This window comes from Nocardiopsis quinghaiensis (genome assembly GCF_008638365.1).
GTDB classification, from domain to species: Bacteria; Actinomycetota; Actinomycetes; order Streptosporangiales; family Streptosporangiaceae; genus Nocardiopsis; species Nocardiopsis quinghaiensis.
In genome coordinates this window covers 47,899-64,071 of sequence record NZ_VWVU01000017.1, presented here as the reverse complement: position 1 = coordinate 64,071, position 16,173 = coordinate 47,899, and the positions used below count along the sequence as shown (strand labels likewise).

Annotated in this window: 15 protein-coding genes; 5 read left to right on the top strand and 10 right to left on the bottom strand. The window is 69.9% G+C overall.

Going from position 1 to position 16,173, the window contains the following annotated elements; all coding sequences use genetic code 11:
* The first annotated feature begins 34 nt into the window (after positions 1-34).
* Both FYX01_RS19050 and FYX01_RS19045 read left to right on the top strand, forming a co-directional pair.
* Positions 35-1,036: a metal ABC transporter substrate-binding protein gene (locus FYX01_RS19050; protein WP_190394390.1), complete on the top strand. Its 1,002-nt coding sequence runs from the start codon at positions 35-37 to the stop codon at positions 1,034-1,036.
* Between the two features lie 298 nt (positions 1,037-1,334).
* The gene (locus tag FYX01_RS19045; protein ID WP_150243284.1) at positions 1,335-1,568 is read left to right on the top strand and encodes a DUF397 domain-containing protein; all 234 of its coding nucleotides are present in this window, start codon (positions 1,335-1,337) and stop codon (positions 1,566-1,568) included.
* A 297-nt stretch (positions 1,569-1,865) separates the two neighbouring features.
* On the opposite strand, the gene FYX01_RS19040 is transcribed toward FYX01_RS19045, so the two are convergent.
* Positions 1,866-2,708, bottom strand: coding sequence for a helix-turn-helix domain-containing protein (locus FYX01_RS19040; RefSeq protein ID WP_150243282.1), 843 nt, complete (start codon positions 2,706-2,708; stop codon positions 1,866-1,868).
* A gap of 260 nt (positions 2,709-2,968) precedes the next feature.
* Positions 2,969-3,466: an ATP-binding protein gene (locus FYX01_RS19035; RefSeq protein WP_150243279.1), complete on the bottom strand. Its 498-nt coding sequence runs from the start codon at positions 3,464-3,466 to the stop codon at positions 2,969-2,971.
* Positions 3,467-3,791: 325 nt separating this feature from the next.
* On the opposite strand from FYX01_RS19035, the gene fabG reads away from it, so the two are divergent.
* A complete protein-coding gene (gene fabG / locus FYX01_RS19030) occupies positions 3,792-4,550 on the top strand; it encodes a 3-oxoacyl-ACP reductase FabG (RefSeq protein ID WP_150243277.1) in 759 nt (252 codons plus the stop codon).
* An 80-nt stretch (positions 4,551-4,630) separates the two neighbouring features.
* Here the strand turns inward: fabG and FYX01_RS19025 are convergent, their stop codons facing one another.
* From FYX01_RS19025 to FYX01_RS18995, 7 genes are all read right to left on the bottom strand, one after another.
* Positions 4,631-5,605 (bottom strand): serine hydrolase, encoded by a 975-nt coding sequence (locus FYX01_RS19025; protein WP_394350487.1) that lies wholly within the window; start codon positions 5,603-5,605, stop codon positions 4,631-4,633.
* 137 nt (positions 5,606-5,742) lie between these two features.
* Positions 5,743-6,357, bottom strand: a complete 615-nt coding sequence (locus tag FYX01_RS19020; protein ID WP_150243275.1) for an energy-coupling factor transporter transmembrane component T family protein — start codon at positions 6,355-6,357, stop codon at positions 5,743-5,745.
* On the bottom strand, positions 6,354-7,034 hold the full coding sequence (locus FYX01_RS19015) for an energy-coupling factor ABC transporter ATP-binding protein (RefSeq protein ID WP_150243273.1): 681 nt from the start codon (positions 7,032-7,034) through the stop codon (positions 6,354-6,356). Before FYX01_RS19015 ends, FYX01_RS19020 begins: the two co-directional genes overlap by 4 nt.
* Complete coding sequence (locus tag FYX01_RS19010; protein WP_150243271.1) at positions 7,034-7,669, bottom strand: biotin transporter BioY; 636 nt, start codon at positions 7,667-7,669, stop codon at positions 7,034-7,036. The genes FYX01_RS19015 and FYX01_RS19010 overlap by 1 nt, the downstream gene beginning before the upstream one ends.
* 231 nt (positions 7,670-7,900) lie before the next feature.
* Positions 7,901-8,179 carry a hypothetical protein gene (locus tag FYX01_RS19005; protein WP_150243269.1) on the bottom strand — a complete coding sequence of 93 codons (279 nt, stop codon included), beginning with the start codon at positions 8,177-8,179 and terminating at the stop codon, positions 7,901-7,903.
* A gap of 673 nt (positions 8,180-8,852) precedes the next feature.
* Positions 8,853-9,551 carry a glycoside hydrolase family 11 protein gene (locus tag FYX01_RS19000; protein WP_150243268.1) on the bottom strand — a complete coding sequence of 233 codons (699 nt, stop codon included), beginning with the start codon at positions 9,549-9,551 and terminating at the stop codon, positions 8,853-8,855.
* 604 nt (positions 9,552-10,155) lie between these two features.
* A complete protein-coding gene (locus FYX01_RS18995) occupies positions 10,156-11,232 on the bottom strand; it encodes a lactonase family protein (protein WP_394350486.1) in 1,077 nt (358 codons plus the stop codon).
* A 246-nt stretch (positions 11,233-11,478) separates the two neighbouring features.
* On the opposite strand from FYX01_RS18995, the gene FYX01_RS18990 reads away from it, so the two are divergent.
* Together FYX01_RS18990 and FYX01_RS18985 are read left to right on the top strand one after the other, a co-directional pair.
* Positions 11,479-11,664 (top strand): hypothetical protein, encoded by a 186-nt coding sequence (locus tag FYX01_RS18990; protein WP_150243266.1) that lies wholly within the window; start codon positions 11,479-11,481, stop codon positions 11,662-11,664.
* Positions 11,661-11,921: a type II toxin-antitoxin system RelE family toxin gene (locus FYX01_RS18985; RefSeq protein WP_150243264.1), complete on the top strand. Its 261-nt coding sequence runs from the start codon at positions 11,661-11,663 to the stop codon at positions 11,919-11,921. Before FYX01_RS18990 ends, FYX01_RS18985 begins: the two co-directional genes overlap by 4 nt.
* A 232-nt stretch (positions 11,922-12,153) precedes the next feature.
* On the opposite strand, the gene hrpA is transcribed toward FYX01_RS18985, so the two are convergent.
* Positions 12,154-16,161, bottom strand: coding sequence for an ATP-dependent RNA helicase HrpA (hrpA, locus tag FYX01_RS18980; protein ID WP_150243262.1), 4,008 nt, complete (start codon positions 16,159-16,161; stop codon positions 12,154-12,156).
* Between the last annotated feature and the right edge of the window lie 12 nt (positions 16,162-16,173).

Genomic DNA, 16,173 nt, shown 5'->3' with positions numbered 1-16,173 from the left:
TGACAACCGTTTTCATTTTCCCGAGAATTGACCCATGCGAACTGGGACAACCCTGCGGGTCGCCGCCCTCGGCGCCGCGACACTCATGACGATCACCGCCTGCGGAAGCGGCGACGAAGGGGCGGACGACTCGGGTGTCTCCCCGGCCGAAGCCGACATCACCGTGGTCACCGGCGTCTATCCCCTGGAATGGCTGGCCCGGGAGATCGGCGGTGAGCAGGTGGCGGTCGTCCAGCTCACCGAACCGGGCACCGAACCCCACGACCTGGAGCTCACCGGCCGCCAGGTCGCCGAGGTCAGCGAGGCCGACATCGCCTTCCACGTGAGCGGCCTCCAGCCCGCGGTGGACGAGGCGATCGAGCAGGAGGCCTCCGAGAACGCGCTCGACGTCGCCGACCTCGTTCGGCTGCGCTCCGCCGACGAGGCCGGGGACGGGCACGCGGAGGACGAGCACGCGGACGAGGAGGGCCACGGCGAGGAGGAGCACGGCGAGGAGGAGGGCCACGACCACGGCGAGCACGACCCCCACTTCTGGCTGGACGTGGACCTGATGGCGCAGGTGGCCCAGTCGCTCGGCGACCGCATGGCCGAGGCCCACCCCGAGGGCGCCGACCGCTACGCGCGGAACGTGGAGACCGTGACCGCCGAACTGGAGGCGATCGGCCAGGAGTACGAGGAGGGCCTGTCCTCCTGCGAGCACGACGAGGTGGTCGTCGGGCACACCGCCTTCACCTACCTCACCGAGGACTACGGTCTGGAACAGGTCGGCGTCAGCGGGGTGGACCCCGACACCGAGCCCTCGCCCTCGCAGATCGCGGCGATCACCGACACCGTCCGCGAGCACGACATCACCACCGTCTTCACCGAGCCGCTGATGCCCGCGGCGACCGCGGAGACCATCGCCTCCGAGACCGGCGCGCGGGTGGAGGTGCTCGACCCCCTGGAGGGCGTCACCGAGGACTCCCCCGGCGACGACTATCCCTCGATCATGCGCGGCAACCTGGACGCGCTGACCACCGCTCTGGCCTGTTCCTGACCGACCCGGTCCTTCGAGCCCCGTCGGGCCCGCGGCACCCGCCGCGCGCCCGGCGGGGCTCTCGTCCTTCCCGTCCCCGCCTCCTCCGCGGGTCACCGGCCGGCCCCGCCGCCGGGCCGCCTCGCGGCACCGCGACCGCACCTCCCCGGCGGCGGGTTACATGACGCTTACATACCGCGAAACCCTCGGACAAGTGGCGGAGGTCACGCTATGCTTGTGAATATGTCAGTGCCAATGCACGTGCATCCGTGAGTGCATCAGCACGGACACCTCCCCTCAAGGAACGAAGGAGCACAGCATGACCGCACACAACGGCATCCCCGCGACCAACCTCACCGACGCCGCGTGGCAGAAGGCCAGGCGCAGCAACTCCCAGGGAGCGTGCGTGGAGATGGCCCGCCTCGGCGACGGTTCCATCGCCGTGCGCAACTCCCGCTTCCCGTCCGGGCCGGCCCTGGTCTACACCCAGGAGGAGATCGACTGCATGATCCTGGGCGCCAAGGACGGCGACTTCGACAATCTCCTCAGCTAGGGAGACCTCTCCACTGGGCACATCGATGTCCTCGGCACACGAGGAAGGGATCGTCGCCCGGCGACGATCCCTTCTCCGCACGCCGCCCCGGTTGCCACGCCCTCGTCCGGGTCGGCCGAAGACGGTCCACCGTGGGGTGTCCCTGGCAGGGACCCCACGGTGGACACCGGGCGCGGCTCGCCTCGGGGCCGGCCCCGAGGCGAGCCGCGCCGGAAAACCAGAAAGGCCCGCCTCGGCGAGCCTGTCTCGATCCCCGGCCTCCTCGTCCCGGACCCCTCCCGGACGCGAGGCGTGCTCTCACTCCTTGTCCAGGTCCTCCAGCATCTCCTTGAGCATGTCCAGCGTCTCGTCGGGTGTGGCCGCGGCGACGCTCAGCCGGGTCATGGCCTTGGTGTAGGCCTCCACCACGGGACGGCGGTCGATGATCTCGGCGTCCGTGAGCTGCTCCAGGTAGACCATGTCCGCCAGTTCGAACTCCGAGTAGCGCAGGAGCGTGAACGAACCGGCTTCGGCGGCGTGCGCGCCCACCGAGAAGGGGACGATCTGGAGGGTGATGTTGTCGTGCTCCTCGCTGAGCTGGATGAGCCATTCCAGCTGGCCGCGCATGATCTCGCGCCCCTCCTCGGGGCCGCCGATCGGTCGGCGCACCGCGGCCTCGTCGAGGATGACCCACATGCGCATGTTCTTGTCCGTGCGCAGACGGCGCTGTCTCTTGAGTCTGGCCTCCACGCGCTGCTCGGTGACCTGGTCGGTCTCCACGCCGCCGGAGATGATCGCCCGCGCGTACTCCTCGGTCTGCAGCAGGCCGGGGACGAACTGGGACTCGTAGATGCGGATGTGGTCGGCGGCCTCCTCAAAGCCGACATAACGGATGAACCACTTGTGCAGTGACTCCCCGTACTCCTTCCACCATCCGGGCTTGTTGGATTCGCGCGCGACTTCGAGGATTTCCTTGATCCTCTTGCGGTCGGTGACCCCGTACATCTTGAGGAGGTCCTCGATATCGCGCAACTTGAAACCGACCCGGCCGAGTTCCATACGGCTGATCTTGGACGCCGACGCCCGAATCTTGTTCCCGGCGTCCTCACGGCTGATACCGCGAGCCTCGCGGAGTTGGCGCAGCTCGTGTCCGATCAACATGCGGCGCACAGTGGGGCCGCTCCCCTGGCGCAACCGAGCGATATCCACGTTCGCCGCCTCTCCGTCATTCCTCGAACAAGGGTATCCGGGCCGTCGGGACACCTTTGCCATGCGGTCAAGACACTACATGTACACGATAGAGCCACCGCGCCCGCACGTCCCAGGTCCTCGGTCAGACGACCTGTCGAGGTTCGGGGAAGGTTCCGCGGCCGATCGGGGGGAGAGCCGGCCGGTCGTCCGGCCCGGGCCCTTCGACCGGCTCACACGAATTGCGCCCAAACGAACTTGCCACCGGGCGGTGTGGGAATCACACCCCACTCTTGCGCGAAAGCGCTCACCAGGGCAAGCCCCCGGCCGCCCTCCAGGTCGAGAGCGACTTCCCTTCTGTGGGGGAGCCGATCTCCGCCGTCGCGGACCGCGCAGATGAATTCACCGCCGCTGCGCATCAGCGACAGCTGAATACCTCCCTGGCCGCATCTGGTCAAGGGCAGGGGGCCACCGTGTCTGACCGCATTGGTAACCAATTCGGAAACGACCACCGCGACATCGCTGGACAAGTAGCGCATCTCCCATTCGTGGAGAAGGGCCTCGGAAATCTCACGTGCGGCACCCACCGCGTGGGGCCGGGGCTCGAAGCTCCACGTGACGGCGTCGTGCCTGTCTCCGCAGACGGGGGTGTTCCAGCGACGGGAACCGTGCGTCAGCACCTTGAGCCACCAACCACCGGTCGGTTCCGCCACCGCCTCCGCACACTCCATGCCTTCCACTCCTCACTGACGCACCGCAGCGTAAGCGGCAGTGGCACGTTTCCGAGGGTACGCGGTGTCCGTGTACGAGGCGGGCGCGTGCCGCTGCACGGCTCGAATGCACGTGCATCTTGGTCTTGCGGCAATCGTAGGCCAACCCTCGGCGATGTGCAGGAAAACGGGGAGACCAACTTCGGCTGGCCCGTGAAGCGCGGTCGCCAGGGGGCGATCCCGCCGTCGGGCCGCCTCCTCGAACCCACCCCCGACCACCTACCGACCGGTTGGCATGCGGATAGGATTCCCTCGCGCCCACCACGTTAATTCTGGAGGTAACACCATGTCCCCAACGCCCCGTGTGGCCATCGTGACCGGCGCGGCCCGTGGGATCGGTGCCGCCACGGCTGAGCGCCTGGCGCGCGAGGGTCGGGCCGTCGCCGTGCTGGACCTGAAGGAGTCCGACGCCCAGAAGGTCGTGGACCGCATCACCGCCGCGGGCGGCACCGCCCTGGCCGTGGGCTGCGACGTGTCCGACCCCGACCAGGTGACCGCCGCCGTCGACACCGTGGCCGACCGTCTCGGACCGCCCGCGATCCTGGTGAACAACGCCGGTGTCCTGCGCGACAACCTGCTGTTCAAGATGTCCGTGGAGGACTGGGACACCGTGATGAACGTGCACCTGAGGGGCTCGTTCCTGATGAGCAAGGCCGCCCAGGCCCACATGACCAAGAACGGCTGGGGCCGGATCGTCAACCTGTCCAGCTCCTCGGCGCTGGGCAACCGGGGCCAGGCCAACTACTCCGCGGCCAAGGCCGGCCTCCAGGGGTTCACCAAGACCCTCGCCATCGAGCTGGGCAAGTTCGGCGTGACCTGCAACGCGGTCGCGCCCGGGTTCATCGAGACCGACATGACCAAGGCGACCGCCGAGCGCATCGGCATCAAGTACGAGGAGATGAAGGCCTTCAAGGAGGCCGAGATCCCCGTGCGCCGGGCGGGTGTCCCCGAGGACATCGCCAACACGGTCGCCTTCCTCACCGGTGAGGACGCCGGGTTCGTGTCCGGCCAGGTCGTCTACGTCGCAGGCGGGCCGCTGGACTAGTTCCGGCCTCCCATCCCTCGTGCCCCGTCCGGCCCCACACGGACGGGGCACACGTGTGTCGGGCCTACCGGGACCGGCGGTCAGCGGACGGGCTCCTCCAGGGCGCCGGTGACCGTGGACGCCAGCTCCTCCACCAGGGCGACGCCGGTGGCGTAGTCGCTGTTGCCGTCGGTGAGGACCGCGACCAGGTACTCGTGTCCGGGACCGACCACGTAGCCGACGCTGTTGACGTTCCACAGGCCGCCGTTGCTCTCCCGGGGCGTCCAGCCGTTCTTGAGGCCCACGGCGTCGGCGGGGTCGGCACCGGCCGAGACGCCCCAGGCCTGTTCGGGGGCGACGGACTCCATCAGTTCACGCGCGTAGTCGCGGCTCTCCTCCGACAGCGGACCCCCGTCGCAGTAGAGCGCGCGCAGCAGCCGCACCTGGTCGGCGGCGGTGGTCATGGTGGCGCCCCACACGCCCCGGGGATGGGGGTCGGTGTTGGTGAAGCCGAGGGTTTCGGCACCGTGCACGAAGCCGTCGGTGAAGCCGATCCGCGAGTACAGACCGTCGGTGACCTCGTTGTCGCTGTAGCGGATCATCGTGGAGACCTGGTCCCGCTCGGCCCCGGTGAGGTCGCGCCCCTCCTCCTGCGCGCGCAGGAGCAGCATGGTCAGGATGGTCAGCTTGACGGCGCTCGCCGTGGGGAACTGCTGGTGCGCGTTGTGGCTGAAGGTGGCGCCGGTGCGCAGGTCCTGCACGGCGACGCCGAAGTCGGCGGCCCGCTCCCCGGAGAGCGCCTCGATCCGCGCGGTGAGTTCCTGGCGCTGGACGGGGGTGAGGCCCTGCCCGCCGGTGGCGGGACCGGTGCGGGGCGCGAAGGGCACCAGGGGGAGGACGTTCTCGGAGAGCAGGACGCGGACCAGGGCCGGGTCCGGTTCGGGGGGAACGCTCTCGGCGACCGAGGTGGCGCCGGGCAGGGCGAAGGACATCAGGACGACGAGGACGACCGCCGTGGTGACGACGGACCAGGTCCTGATCTCGGCGGGGGGACGACGCCGGGGCACACTGATCACCGGTTCGTTGGCGCACGGTACTTCGGATGGACTGGACCGTCATTATCCACCGAAATGCGCGGGAAGCCGACTATCCGATACCCAATCGGTACCGAAATCCCTCGTTTCGTTCCCGGGAGCGCGGCCCGGTGGGCACATCAGTGCCGGGTGTCCTCGTCGATCCCTCTGGCCACGAGCGCCTCTCCCGTCGCGTCGGCCATCCGCAACAGCTGGACGATCACCGGGACCACCAACAGGTGGGGGCGGCCGGACAGGCCCCGAGCCCGGTATCCCTCCCGGGCCGCCTGCCACGCGGTGGCGGCCATCGGGATGGAACGGATGGTGAGCGCCAGGACGAGCGCGATCCGGTCGGGGTTGGCGCCCACGTGGCGGAGCGGCCGGACCAACCGCTCGAAGAGTTCGAGCATCTCGCGCACGCGGGTGGTGAGGGTGACGAGATTGGCGAGCAGGACGAGGGCGGCCAGCTGCGCGCACAGGCGCAGGGCCGTCTGCCAGTCGGCGAACAGGACCTGGAACAGGCCGATGGCCAGTAGGAACGGCCACAGTGCGCGCAGCGCGGACCAGGCCCGCCCCAGGGGCAGTCCCACCGCCGGGTAGAGCACGAGCGCGGCGGTCAGGGCGCCGGCCGCGACGCGGTGGTCGGCCCAGACGACGAGGCCGATCCCGACCAGCAGCAGCGCGAGGAGCTTGGCCCCGGCCGGGGCCCGGTGGAGAGGGCTGTCGCCGGGGACGTACAGGCCGACGGTGCTCACCGCTCGTCCATGAGCTTGGTGTAGTGGGGCACGGCGTCGCCGGGCACGCCGTCGAAGACCACGCGTCCGGCGTCCATGACCAGGACCCGGTCGAAGTCGCCGAGCAGGTCCAGGTCGTGCGTGAACAGCACGACCTGCTGTTCGAGGCCGTCGAGGGTGCGGTGCACCATGCGGGTGTTGCGCAGGTCGAGCAGGGTGGTGGGCTCGTCGCAGACCAGCACCTCGGGTTCGGTCACCAGGACCGAGGCCAGGGCGAGGAGCTGTTTCTGGCCGCCGGAGAGCAGGTGCCCGGGGTGGTCGCGGTGGCCGTCGAGGCCGTAGCGGACCAGGGCGTCCTCGACCCGGCGTGCGGCCTCCTCGCGGCCGAGCTTCAGGGAGCGCAGGCCGATCTCCACGTCCTCGGCGACGGTGGGCATGATGATCTGGTTGGCGGCGTCGGAGAAGACGAAGCCGACCCTGCGCCGGATGTGTCTGGCGTGGCGCCGGGTGTCCCACTCCCCCAGCGTCACCCGGCCCTCGTCGGGGACGACGAGGCCGTTGAGGGTGCGGGCGAGCGTGGACTTGCCCGATCCGTTGGCCCCGATCACGCCGATGCGGTGCTCGGCGAGGTCGAGGGTGACGTCGCGCAGCACGGCGCGGTCGTCGTAGGAGTGGGAGACCCCCTCGATGCGGAGCATCAGGCGGCTCCGCCGTCGTCCTCGCCGGCCTCGACGACCGGGTGCCCGGCGGGCGGGACGGGGTAGGCGCGAAAGACCGTGCTGGCGATGAGGGCGGTGACGACGGCCTTGACGAGGTCGCCCGGAAGGAAGGCCAGCATGGAGTAGGTGGTGGCCAGCACCCCGCTGCCCGCGACGACGGCCATCCAGGGGACGCCGATCGCGTAGATGACGAGGATGCCGCCGACGGCGTTGATGCCCAGGCCCGCCCAGAAGCGGTAGCGGCCACGGCTGCCGCGGATCATGAGGTCGGTGAGCACGCCGATGACCAGGGCGGCGAAGACCCAGCTGACGATGAACCCGGCCGAGGGCCTGGCCAGGACTCCGACGCCGCCCATGCCGCCCGCGAAGAGCGGGAGCCCGGCCAGCCCCAGGGCGAGGAAGGCGGCGACGGCGAGGGTGCCGCGCTTCCAGCCCAGGAGGCTGGGGGCGAGCATGATGCCGAGGGTCTGGAGGGTGATCGGCACCGGCGAGAACGGCAGCGGGATGGCGACGGTGACGCTGAGCGCGGCGATGAGCCCGGCGAACACGGCGATGAGCGCGAGGTCGCGGGCGGTCAGGCCCTTGTAGCGGACGACGTTCCTGGTCGTGGGCATGGGTGGATTCCCTCAGGGGTGTGGGAGCTGATCACCTCCCATTGTCCGTGATGCCGGTGACCGGGACAGGGGCCGGGGCGCACAGTTCCGCGCGCCCGGTCGTTGTGGGGATCGTCCTGAGACACGGGTCACAACGCGGCCCCGCCCTCGCCCGGACCAGGGGAAGCACGCCGGGGGGCGCGGGGGGACCCTTTCGCGGCTGCGCGCTCCCCGTACCCTCCACGGCCCTCCCTACCGCTTCGGCCCGTGCGTGAGGCCCGCGACGGCGAGCGCGATGAGCGCCGGGACGAAGAACATTCCGATGGACAGGACGCTGAGCACGACAGCCACGAGCAACAGGGCGGCGCACACCCAGATCGCGGTGCGCCGGTACTGCGTCGGCACGGCGATCGGAGCCGCGGCGACCAGGGTCATGAGAGCGCCCCACGTGAGCACCTGGAAAACCTGCCCGGTAACCGTCATCAGCAGTAGTGTCGCGGCGATCGCGAGCACCGGAGCCGCGAAGAGCACGATGCCTCTCTCGGGGTCGGGGGGCGGAGGAGACGTACTGGGGAAACCCTGGTACTGCGGCGGTCGGGCCTCCAGTGTGAGTGGAGATCCACGCAGGCGGGCACGGGTCGGCCCTCCCTGCTGCCCCGTCATCGTGGGATGACCAAGACCGTTAACGGTGTGACGTGTGGGACTCTCCCGCCGATGATCTTGCCCGCAGGGGCAATGTCGGCGGTCGAGCACGCCGCTACGGGCAAGATCATCCCAGGTGGGACGGGTCGGAAACGGTCCAGCCTGGTGACCATGCCCGCGACCCTGACGGCCCGAGTCCCCGACCGGCTCGTTCTCGACGAACTGGTGTCCTCGGCCTGCCCGTCGTCGCGGCGCAGGACGGTGGGCACCACCGTGGACCGTGACGGGTCGCTGCTCCTGCACGTTCCCGAGGACACGCCCTGGGCGCGGGTCGAGAGCTGGGCGCGGAGCAAACGGAACTGGGTGCGCGCGAGCCGGGCGGTGCTCGCCGCACCCTGGGGCGATCGGGCTCGGCGGGACTCCCCGGACAGCAGTGTGGCGGGGGGGGGGGGGGGGGGGGGGCCCCCCCCGCCACGGGTGCGGGGTTGGGGGCGTCACCGGCTCACGCGGGGGTCGTTGACGTTCCGGGAGCCAACGACCGTGACAGGGAGCCGGAGGCCCGTCAGCCCACGTAGAGGTTGGAGTTGCCGCTGCTCTGGTATCCCTCGGTCGCCATGATCATGTAGTAGCTGAAGTTGCCCAGGTTCATTCCGGCCCTGTTCCAGGCGTCGAAGTGGTTGCCGGTGGTGATGGTCCCGCCCACCCTCTTGGACTGCCGGACGCTCCAGTACTGGGGGAAGGTCTGGGTGCCCTCCACCGAGGGGGAGTCGTAGCGCATCGTGCGGTAGATGTCGTAGTTGCCGCCGTCGCTGTAGACCGTGCCCCGGTGCTCTCCCGTGGGCCGGTAGGTGCCCCAGCTGTCGACGATGTAGTACTCCACGAGCGGGTTCGACGTCCACCCGTACAGGCACAGGTATCCGTTGCCGGACGGGTTGAAGCCACCCGAGTAGTTCACGTTCCTGCGGCTGCCGTTGCTCCAGCCCTTGCCGCAGACGAAGTTGCCGGTGTTACTCCACGACGTGCTGTAGTTGCCGCCGTTGCCCAGGGTCATGGAGACCGAGCCGCCGCCGTCGGTCCAGAACGAGTAGTAGTAGCCGCTGTGGTTGCCGGTCTGGTTCTGGGTGATGGTCTGCAGGGCGTGGGCGGTGCCGGGCATCGCCATGATCGCGGGCACGGTCAGCGCCAGCGCGCCGACGCCGCCGATGAGTCCTCTGCGGCTGATCTGGGGGAGGTGGGGGGTGGGGGTGTCTTCCGTTGACATGTTTCCTCCTTGCGAAGGCTGACAGGGGGTCAGCCGGCGCGATACGGGCCGGAGGGGGCGCCGGTGGCCAGGGGATGGCCACCGCGCTTCGGCCCCGCATCACGCGGCGGGTTCGGCTGATTGCCGTGAGTGAGAGTATTTGTCCGACTCCGCCCGCTTGTCAATGGCTTCCGGAAAATTTCGGTGAGGTTGACCCGCACCAAGGAAGCATCCTCCCTGGTCATCAGGGCGATCTGATCGGCATATCCGGAAATGACACGGAGTACCGTGATTCGAGGCGCGGATGCCAGGCCAATGAGGCCGAAACTTTTCGGATAGTTTCGAACCCTGCCGTGCGGCACACGAGGGGCGGGGCATGGCCGCGACCAGCCCGTCGCGGCCGATGAAACGGACGGACGGGTGGGTCCAGGCGAGGGTCCCGTGCGGACCAGGGACGCTCACGGCAGGCGTCGAAGTACTGCGGCAGCAGCCCACCACGGCGCGGGGTCCACCGTCCCGGGTCGGTGTCCCACAGGCTTCCGGAACGGTCCGTGCCCCGGGAAGCCGGAGACGCGGCCTCTCCGGGTGCGACCGGGAAAGGCCGCGTCTCCGCGACGGCCTCGGGTCAGGATCCCTCGGCGCGGCGGATGCGGGTGATGGGGACCGGGAGCACGCACACGGGAACGGGGACGCTCAGCCGGTGGCCGGTGTCGGCGGGGACACCCGTGCCGGGGTCGATGAGCAGGGAGGCCAGCGAGTCACCGTTCTGGGCCGCCACGACCAGGTGGTCGGGCTCCTCGCGATGGCCGCGCACCACGGTGAAGTTACGCGGCCACGCTCCCCCTGCCGGGGTGTTGGCCATGTGCTCCAGGCGCGCGCCGCCGTCGCGGGCGGCGAAGGTGGAGATCGTGTCCGCGCCCCGGTTGGACACGTACACGTGGTCGGCGTTCGTGAGGATCTCGGCGGGGAAGTTGTCGCCCGCCGCCTCCTCGCCGGTGGCGTGGACCGAGCCGAGGTGCTCGGCGGTGCCGGTGCCCGGGTCCCAGCGCAGGACGTGCACCCGTGAGTCCAGCTCGCCGGCGACGTAGAGGTACTCCCCCGCCACCGCCGTGTGCCGGGGACCGGTGCCCGGGGGCAGTGCGACGGCGCCGACCTGCTCGCCGTCGCGGACGACGCGCAGCTCGTCGGTGCCCAGGTCGACCACGAGCACGTGACGGTCGTCGGGAGCGGCGGCGCTGTGCGCGTGCGGCCCCTCCTGGCGTTCGGTGACCGGCCCGCTCCCGGCGTGGGTGAACTCCGTCGCGTCGGTGAACGTGCCGTCCTCCTCCAGTCCGTACACGGTCGCCACCCCGTTGGCGTAGTTGGTGACCGCCAGCCGGGAGCCCACCGCGAGCACGTGGCAGGGCGACCCGCCGCCGGTGGGGGCCGAGCCCAGCTCGGTGAGCCGGGCCTCCCCGTCGACACGGAAGGCGGCGACGGTGCCCTCGGCGCGCTCGTTGACCGCGTAGACCGTGGCCGGGTCCTCGTGGAAGGCCAGGAAGGAGGGGCCGGGGGTGCGGGCGGCCACGCCGCCGTCGGCCATCTCCCCCGTCATGGGGTCGAACCAGATCCGGTAGATCCCGGCGCCCTCCCCCGGCGGGTCGGAGTCGGGGGTGTAGGTGCCCACCAGCAGGAGCCGCCGTCCGTCCACCGCTTCGCCCACCAGGATCCCCGTTTCGCTCGCGCCTGTGCCTCGCACCGTCAGTGGTCTAAACCACAGGGCGCATGCTACAGGCCGGGGCGGGACCGCCACGGACCCGGGGACCTGGTACCGGCTCGGTTTGTCGAACTCCCCCTTCCTCCGCTCCCTGAGACTAGGCTGGTCAGGACCTGAGTTCATGGACCGCGTACAAGCGCACGGTCCGCGACCGTTCGTGGACAGGCGGTCGGGCGCCCCGAGGAGAAGCGAATGACAGCTGAACCGGTCGACCCGGGCCGGATGGCGGCTGAGTTGGCCGAGGCGCTGGCCGACCGCGGCCTGGTCTTGGTGAGCGCCGCGTATCTGGAAGAGCTGGAGGACGCCGCTGACAGCGCGGTGATCAACGCCCGCGCCGATGAAGAGACCGTCCCCTTCCGGCTCGAGGACTACACGTGAGCCGCTACGCGATCGAAATCAAGGCCTCGGCCCGCAAGGAGTTGCGCAAGCTCGACGGACCGGTGCTTAAACGCATCGTCGAGGCTGTAGCGAACCTTGCTGACGACCCGCGCCCAGACGGCTGTAAGAAGCTCAAGGCCAGGGACGGTTACCGCATCCGTGTCGGCGACTACCGAGTGGTCTATACCATCGACGATGGTCAGATCATCGTGGTCGTCGTCAAAGTCGGTGCCCGAGGTGACGTCTATGATCGATGAGTGTCCGGACCACCAAGCCGTCATTGGAGACGTTGGGAAGGTCGTGGAACGCGCGCAGACCGTAACGGTCCCCACCACATACTTCGACGCCATGGTGGCGTTGCTTGGCTAGCCCGCGCAACCGATCGAGGAACTGGCTTCAGCAGTACGCAAGCACCGCTCCGCAGTGAGAACGGTTTGACGGCGTCGCCGGGGCCTGGCCCCGGCGACGGTTCTCCGTCTGAGACCGCTCCTACCTCCGGTTCGCCGCCTTGGCGGCCTCGACGGCCTTCATGATGCGCTTGTCCGAGACCGGGTAGGCCGTGCGCAGCTCCTGGGCGAACAGGCTCACCCGGTACTCCTCCAGCATCCAGCGCAGCTCCACGACGTCCGGGTCGGCCGCGCGGCCGGGGCCGAGGCTCCCGCGCAGCCTGGCCACCGCCTGGCGCATCTGCTCGACCTTGGCCATGTTCACCTGGTCGCGGCGCGGGTTCTCCGGCAGCTTGCCCAGCCGGTACTCCACCCCGCGCAGGTAGCGGTGGAGGTCGTCCAGTCGCGACAGGCCCGCCGCGGTGACGAACCCGTCCCCGACCAGGTCGGCGAGCTGGCCCTGCACGTCGTTGAGCGAGGGCAGCACGGCCAGGGACGTGGTGCCCCTGACCTTCTTGGACACCTTGCGCCACAGCACCAGGACGCGCGCGCTCTTGTCGAGGACCTCGGCGAGGGTGTCGCCGAGGTCGGCGCGCACCCGCTCGGAGAGCTTGTGGAAGTCCTCGCCGTTCCACACCGGGCCGCCCTCGCGGGCGAGCAGGTGGTCGACCGCGGCCGACTCGGCGTCGGCCAGCATCTTCCCGACCGAGCCGTGCGGGTTGTCGGCCAGGGCGAGTTTGTCGGGGTTGTTCAGGCCCTTGCTGACCACGTGCGCCACCGAGGGCACGGTGAGCAGCAGCAGGCGCCGGGTGCCCGCCCACATGGCGGCGCGCTGCTCGGGCCGGGTGTCGAAGATGCGGATCGCGACGCTGTCGCCCTCGTCCACCAGCGCCGGGTAGCCCTTCACCCCGGGGCCGAGCGACTTGCGCTCCAGGGTCTGCTCCAGCGAACCGAAGTCCCAGGAGGTGATCCCCTTCTTCTCCACGCCCTTGGCCTCGGCGGAGATCGCCTCACGCAGGCGCGGCTTGAGCTTGGTACGCAGCTTCTCCAGGTCCTTGGACTCGGCCAGGGTGCGGCCCCGCTCGTCCACCGATCGGAAGGTGATGCGCAGGTGGTCGGGCACACGGTCGAGCTGGAAGTCGGCGGGGGTGATCCGCTCGCCCGCCATCTGGGTGAGCTCGGCGGCCAGCGCCTCGGTGAGCGGACCCGAGTAGGGGTCCAGTCCCTCCCTCGCCCGGGCCGCGTGGTCCGGGACGGGCACGAAGTTGCGCCGCAGCGGCTTGGGCAGGGACCGGATCATCGCGGTGACCAGCTCGTCGCGCAGGCCCCGGATCTGCCAGTCGAACCCGGTGTTGTCCACCTGGTTGAGGAACTTCACCGGGATGTGCACGGTGACCCCGTCGGAGTCGCTGCCCGGCTCGAACTGGTAGGTCAGCGGGAAGGTGAACTCGCCCTGGCGCCACACGTCCGGGTAGTCGTCCTCGTTGACGACGTCGACGCCCTCGTTGATGAGCTCCTCGCGGGTGAAGTCCAGCAGCTCGGGCTCGGTGCGGCGGGCCTTCTTCCACCAGGAGTCGAAGTGGGCGGCCGAGACCACCGAGTCCGGCACGCGCGCGTCGTAGAACTGGAACAGCGTCTCGTCGTCCACGACGATGTCGCGGCGGCGGGCGCGGTGTTCGAGGTCCTCCACCTCGTCCAGGAGCTTGCGGTTGTCGTGGAAGAAGTGGTGGCGGGTCTCCCAGTCGCCCTCGACCAGGGCGCGGCGGATGAACAGCTCCCGGGACAGCTCGGGGTCGATCCTCCCGTAGGACACCTTGCGCTGCACGACGATGGGCACGCCGTAGAGGGTGACGCGCTCGAAGGCCATGACGGCGCCGCGCTTGCGCTCCCAGTGCGGTTCGCTGTAGTGGCGCTTGACGATGTCCCCGGCCAGCTCCTCGGCCCACTCCGGCTCGATCTTCGCGACCATGCGGCCCCAGAGCTTGGAGGTCTCCACCAGCTCGGCGGCCATCACGAAGCGGGGCTGCTTCTTGAACAGCGCCGATCCGGGGAAGATCGCGAAGCGGGCGCCGCGCCCGCCCAGGTACTCGTGCTTGTCGGGATCCTTGAGCCCCACGTGCGAAAGCAGTCCGGCCAGCAGGGACATGTGCACGCCGCGGGGGTCGGCGGCCTCCTCGCGCGGGCGCGGGGCGTCGATGTCCATGGAGCGCAGCACCTGTCGGAGCTGGCTGTGGATGTCCTGCCACTCGCGTACGCGCAGGTAGTTGAGGTACTCCTCGCGGCACAGCCTGCGGAACTGGTTGCCCGACAGCTCCCGCTGCCTCTCGCGCAGGTGGTTCCACAGGTTGAGGAAGGCCAGGAAGTCCGACTCCTTGTCGGCGAACCTGGCGTGCGCCTGCTGGGCCTGCTGCTGTTTGTCGGCGGGGCGCTCGCGCGGGTCCTGGATGGACAGGGCTGCGGTGATGACCAGCACCTCGCCCAGGCAGTCGCGCTCGTGCGCCTCCAGGACCATCCGGCCCAGGCGCGGGTCGACGGGCAGCTGGGCCAGGCGTCGGCCCGTCCGCGTGAGCCTGCGCTTGCCGCCTGAGGCGTCGGGGTGCAGGGCGCCCAGCTCTTCGAGGAGGTTGACGCCGTCCTTGATCTGGCGGTGGTCGGGGCCGTCCACGAACGGGAAGGCGGCGACGTCGCCCAGCCCCAGGGAGGCCATCTGGAGGATGACCGAGGCCAGGTTGGTGCGCAGGATCTCGGGGTCGGTGTACTCGGGGCGGGAGAGGAAGTCCTCCTCCGAGTACAGCCGGATGCAGATGCCCTCCGAGACACGGCCGCAACGGCCCTTGCGCTGGTTGGCGGAGGCCTGGGAGACCGCCTCGATGGGCAGGCGCTGCACCTTGGTGCGGTGGGAGTAGCGGGAGATGCGCGCGGTGCCCGGGTCGATGACGTACTTGATGCCGGGGACGGTCAGGGAGGTCTCGGCGACGTTGGTGGCCAGGACGACGCGGCGTCCGCTGTGGGAGGACCACACGCGTCTTTGCTCGGAGACCGACAGGCGTGCGTAGAGCGGCAGGATCTCGGTGCCCGGAAGCTTCCTCTTCTCCAGGGCCTCGGCCGTGTCGCGGATCTCGCGCTCACCGCTGAGGAAGACCAGCACGTCGCCGGGGGCTTCGTGGCCGAGCTCGTCGACGGCGTCCAGGATGGCCTGGGTCTGGTCGCGGTCGGTGCCGCCGCCCGGGTTCTGCCCACCCGTCAGCCCACCACCACCACCCTCAAAGGTCGGCCTTCGGCCGCGGTTGTTCTCTTCCGGGTCGAGGATCTCCTCGGAGATGGGCCGGTAGCGGACCTCGACCGGATAGGTGCGGCCGGAGACCTCGACGATGGGGGCGTCGTCGAAGTGGCGGGAGAAGCGCTCGGGGTCGATGGTGGCCGAGGTGATGACGACCTTGAGGTCGGGCCGCTTGGGCAGCAGCCGCTTGAGGTAGCCGAGCAGGAAGTCGATGTTGAGGCTGCGCTCGTGGGCCTCGTCGATGATGAGCGTGTCGTACTGGCGCAGCATGCGGTCGCGCTGGATCTCGGCGAGCAGGATGCCGTCGGTCATCAGCTTGACCAGCGTGCTGTCGCTGGAGGAGTCGGTGAAGCGGACCTTGTAGCCGATGGTCTCGCCCAGCGGGGTGCCGACCTCCTCGGCGATGCGCTCGGCCACCGTGCGGGCGGCCAGCCGCCGGGGCTGGGTGTGGCCGATGGTGCCCATGACGCCGCGCCCCAGCTCCATGCAGATCTTGGGCAGCTGGGTGGTCTTGCCGGAACCGGTCTCACCGGCGACGATGACGACCTGGTTGTCGCGGACGGCCTCGGCGATGTCCTCGCGCCGGGCGCTGACCGGGAGCTCTTCGGGGTAGGTGAGCTCCGGGACCGTCTCGCGGCGCAGGTCCACGCGCAGGGCGGCCTCGTCGATGTCCCCGGCGATCTGGGCGGTGACCGAGGCGCGGCGGCGCTCGTCACTGATCTTGGCCAGGCCGTCGATACGCCGACGCAGCCGGTGGCGGTCCGAGGGCATGAGGTCGCGCAGCCGGGCTCGGAGTGTGTCCGCGGCGGGCGCGGGCGTGGTGGTGCTCATCAGTAGTCAAGG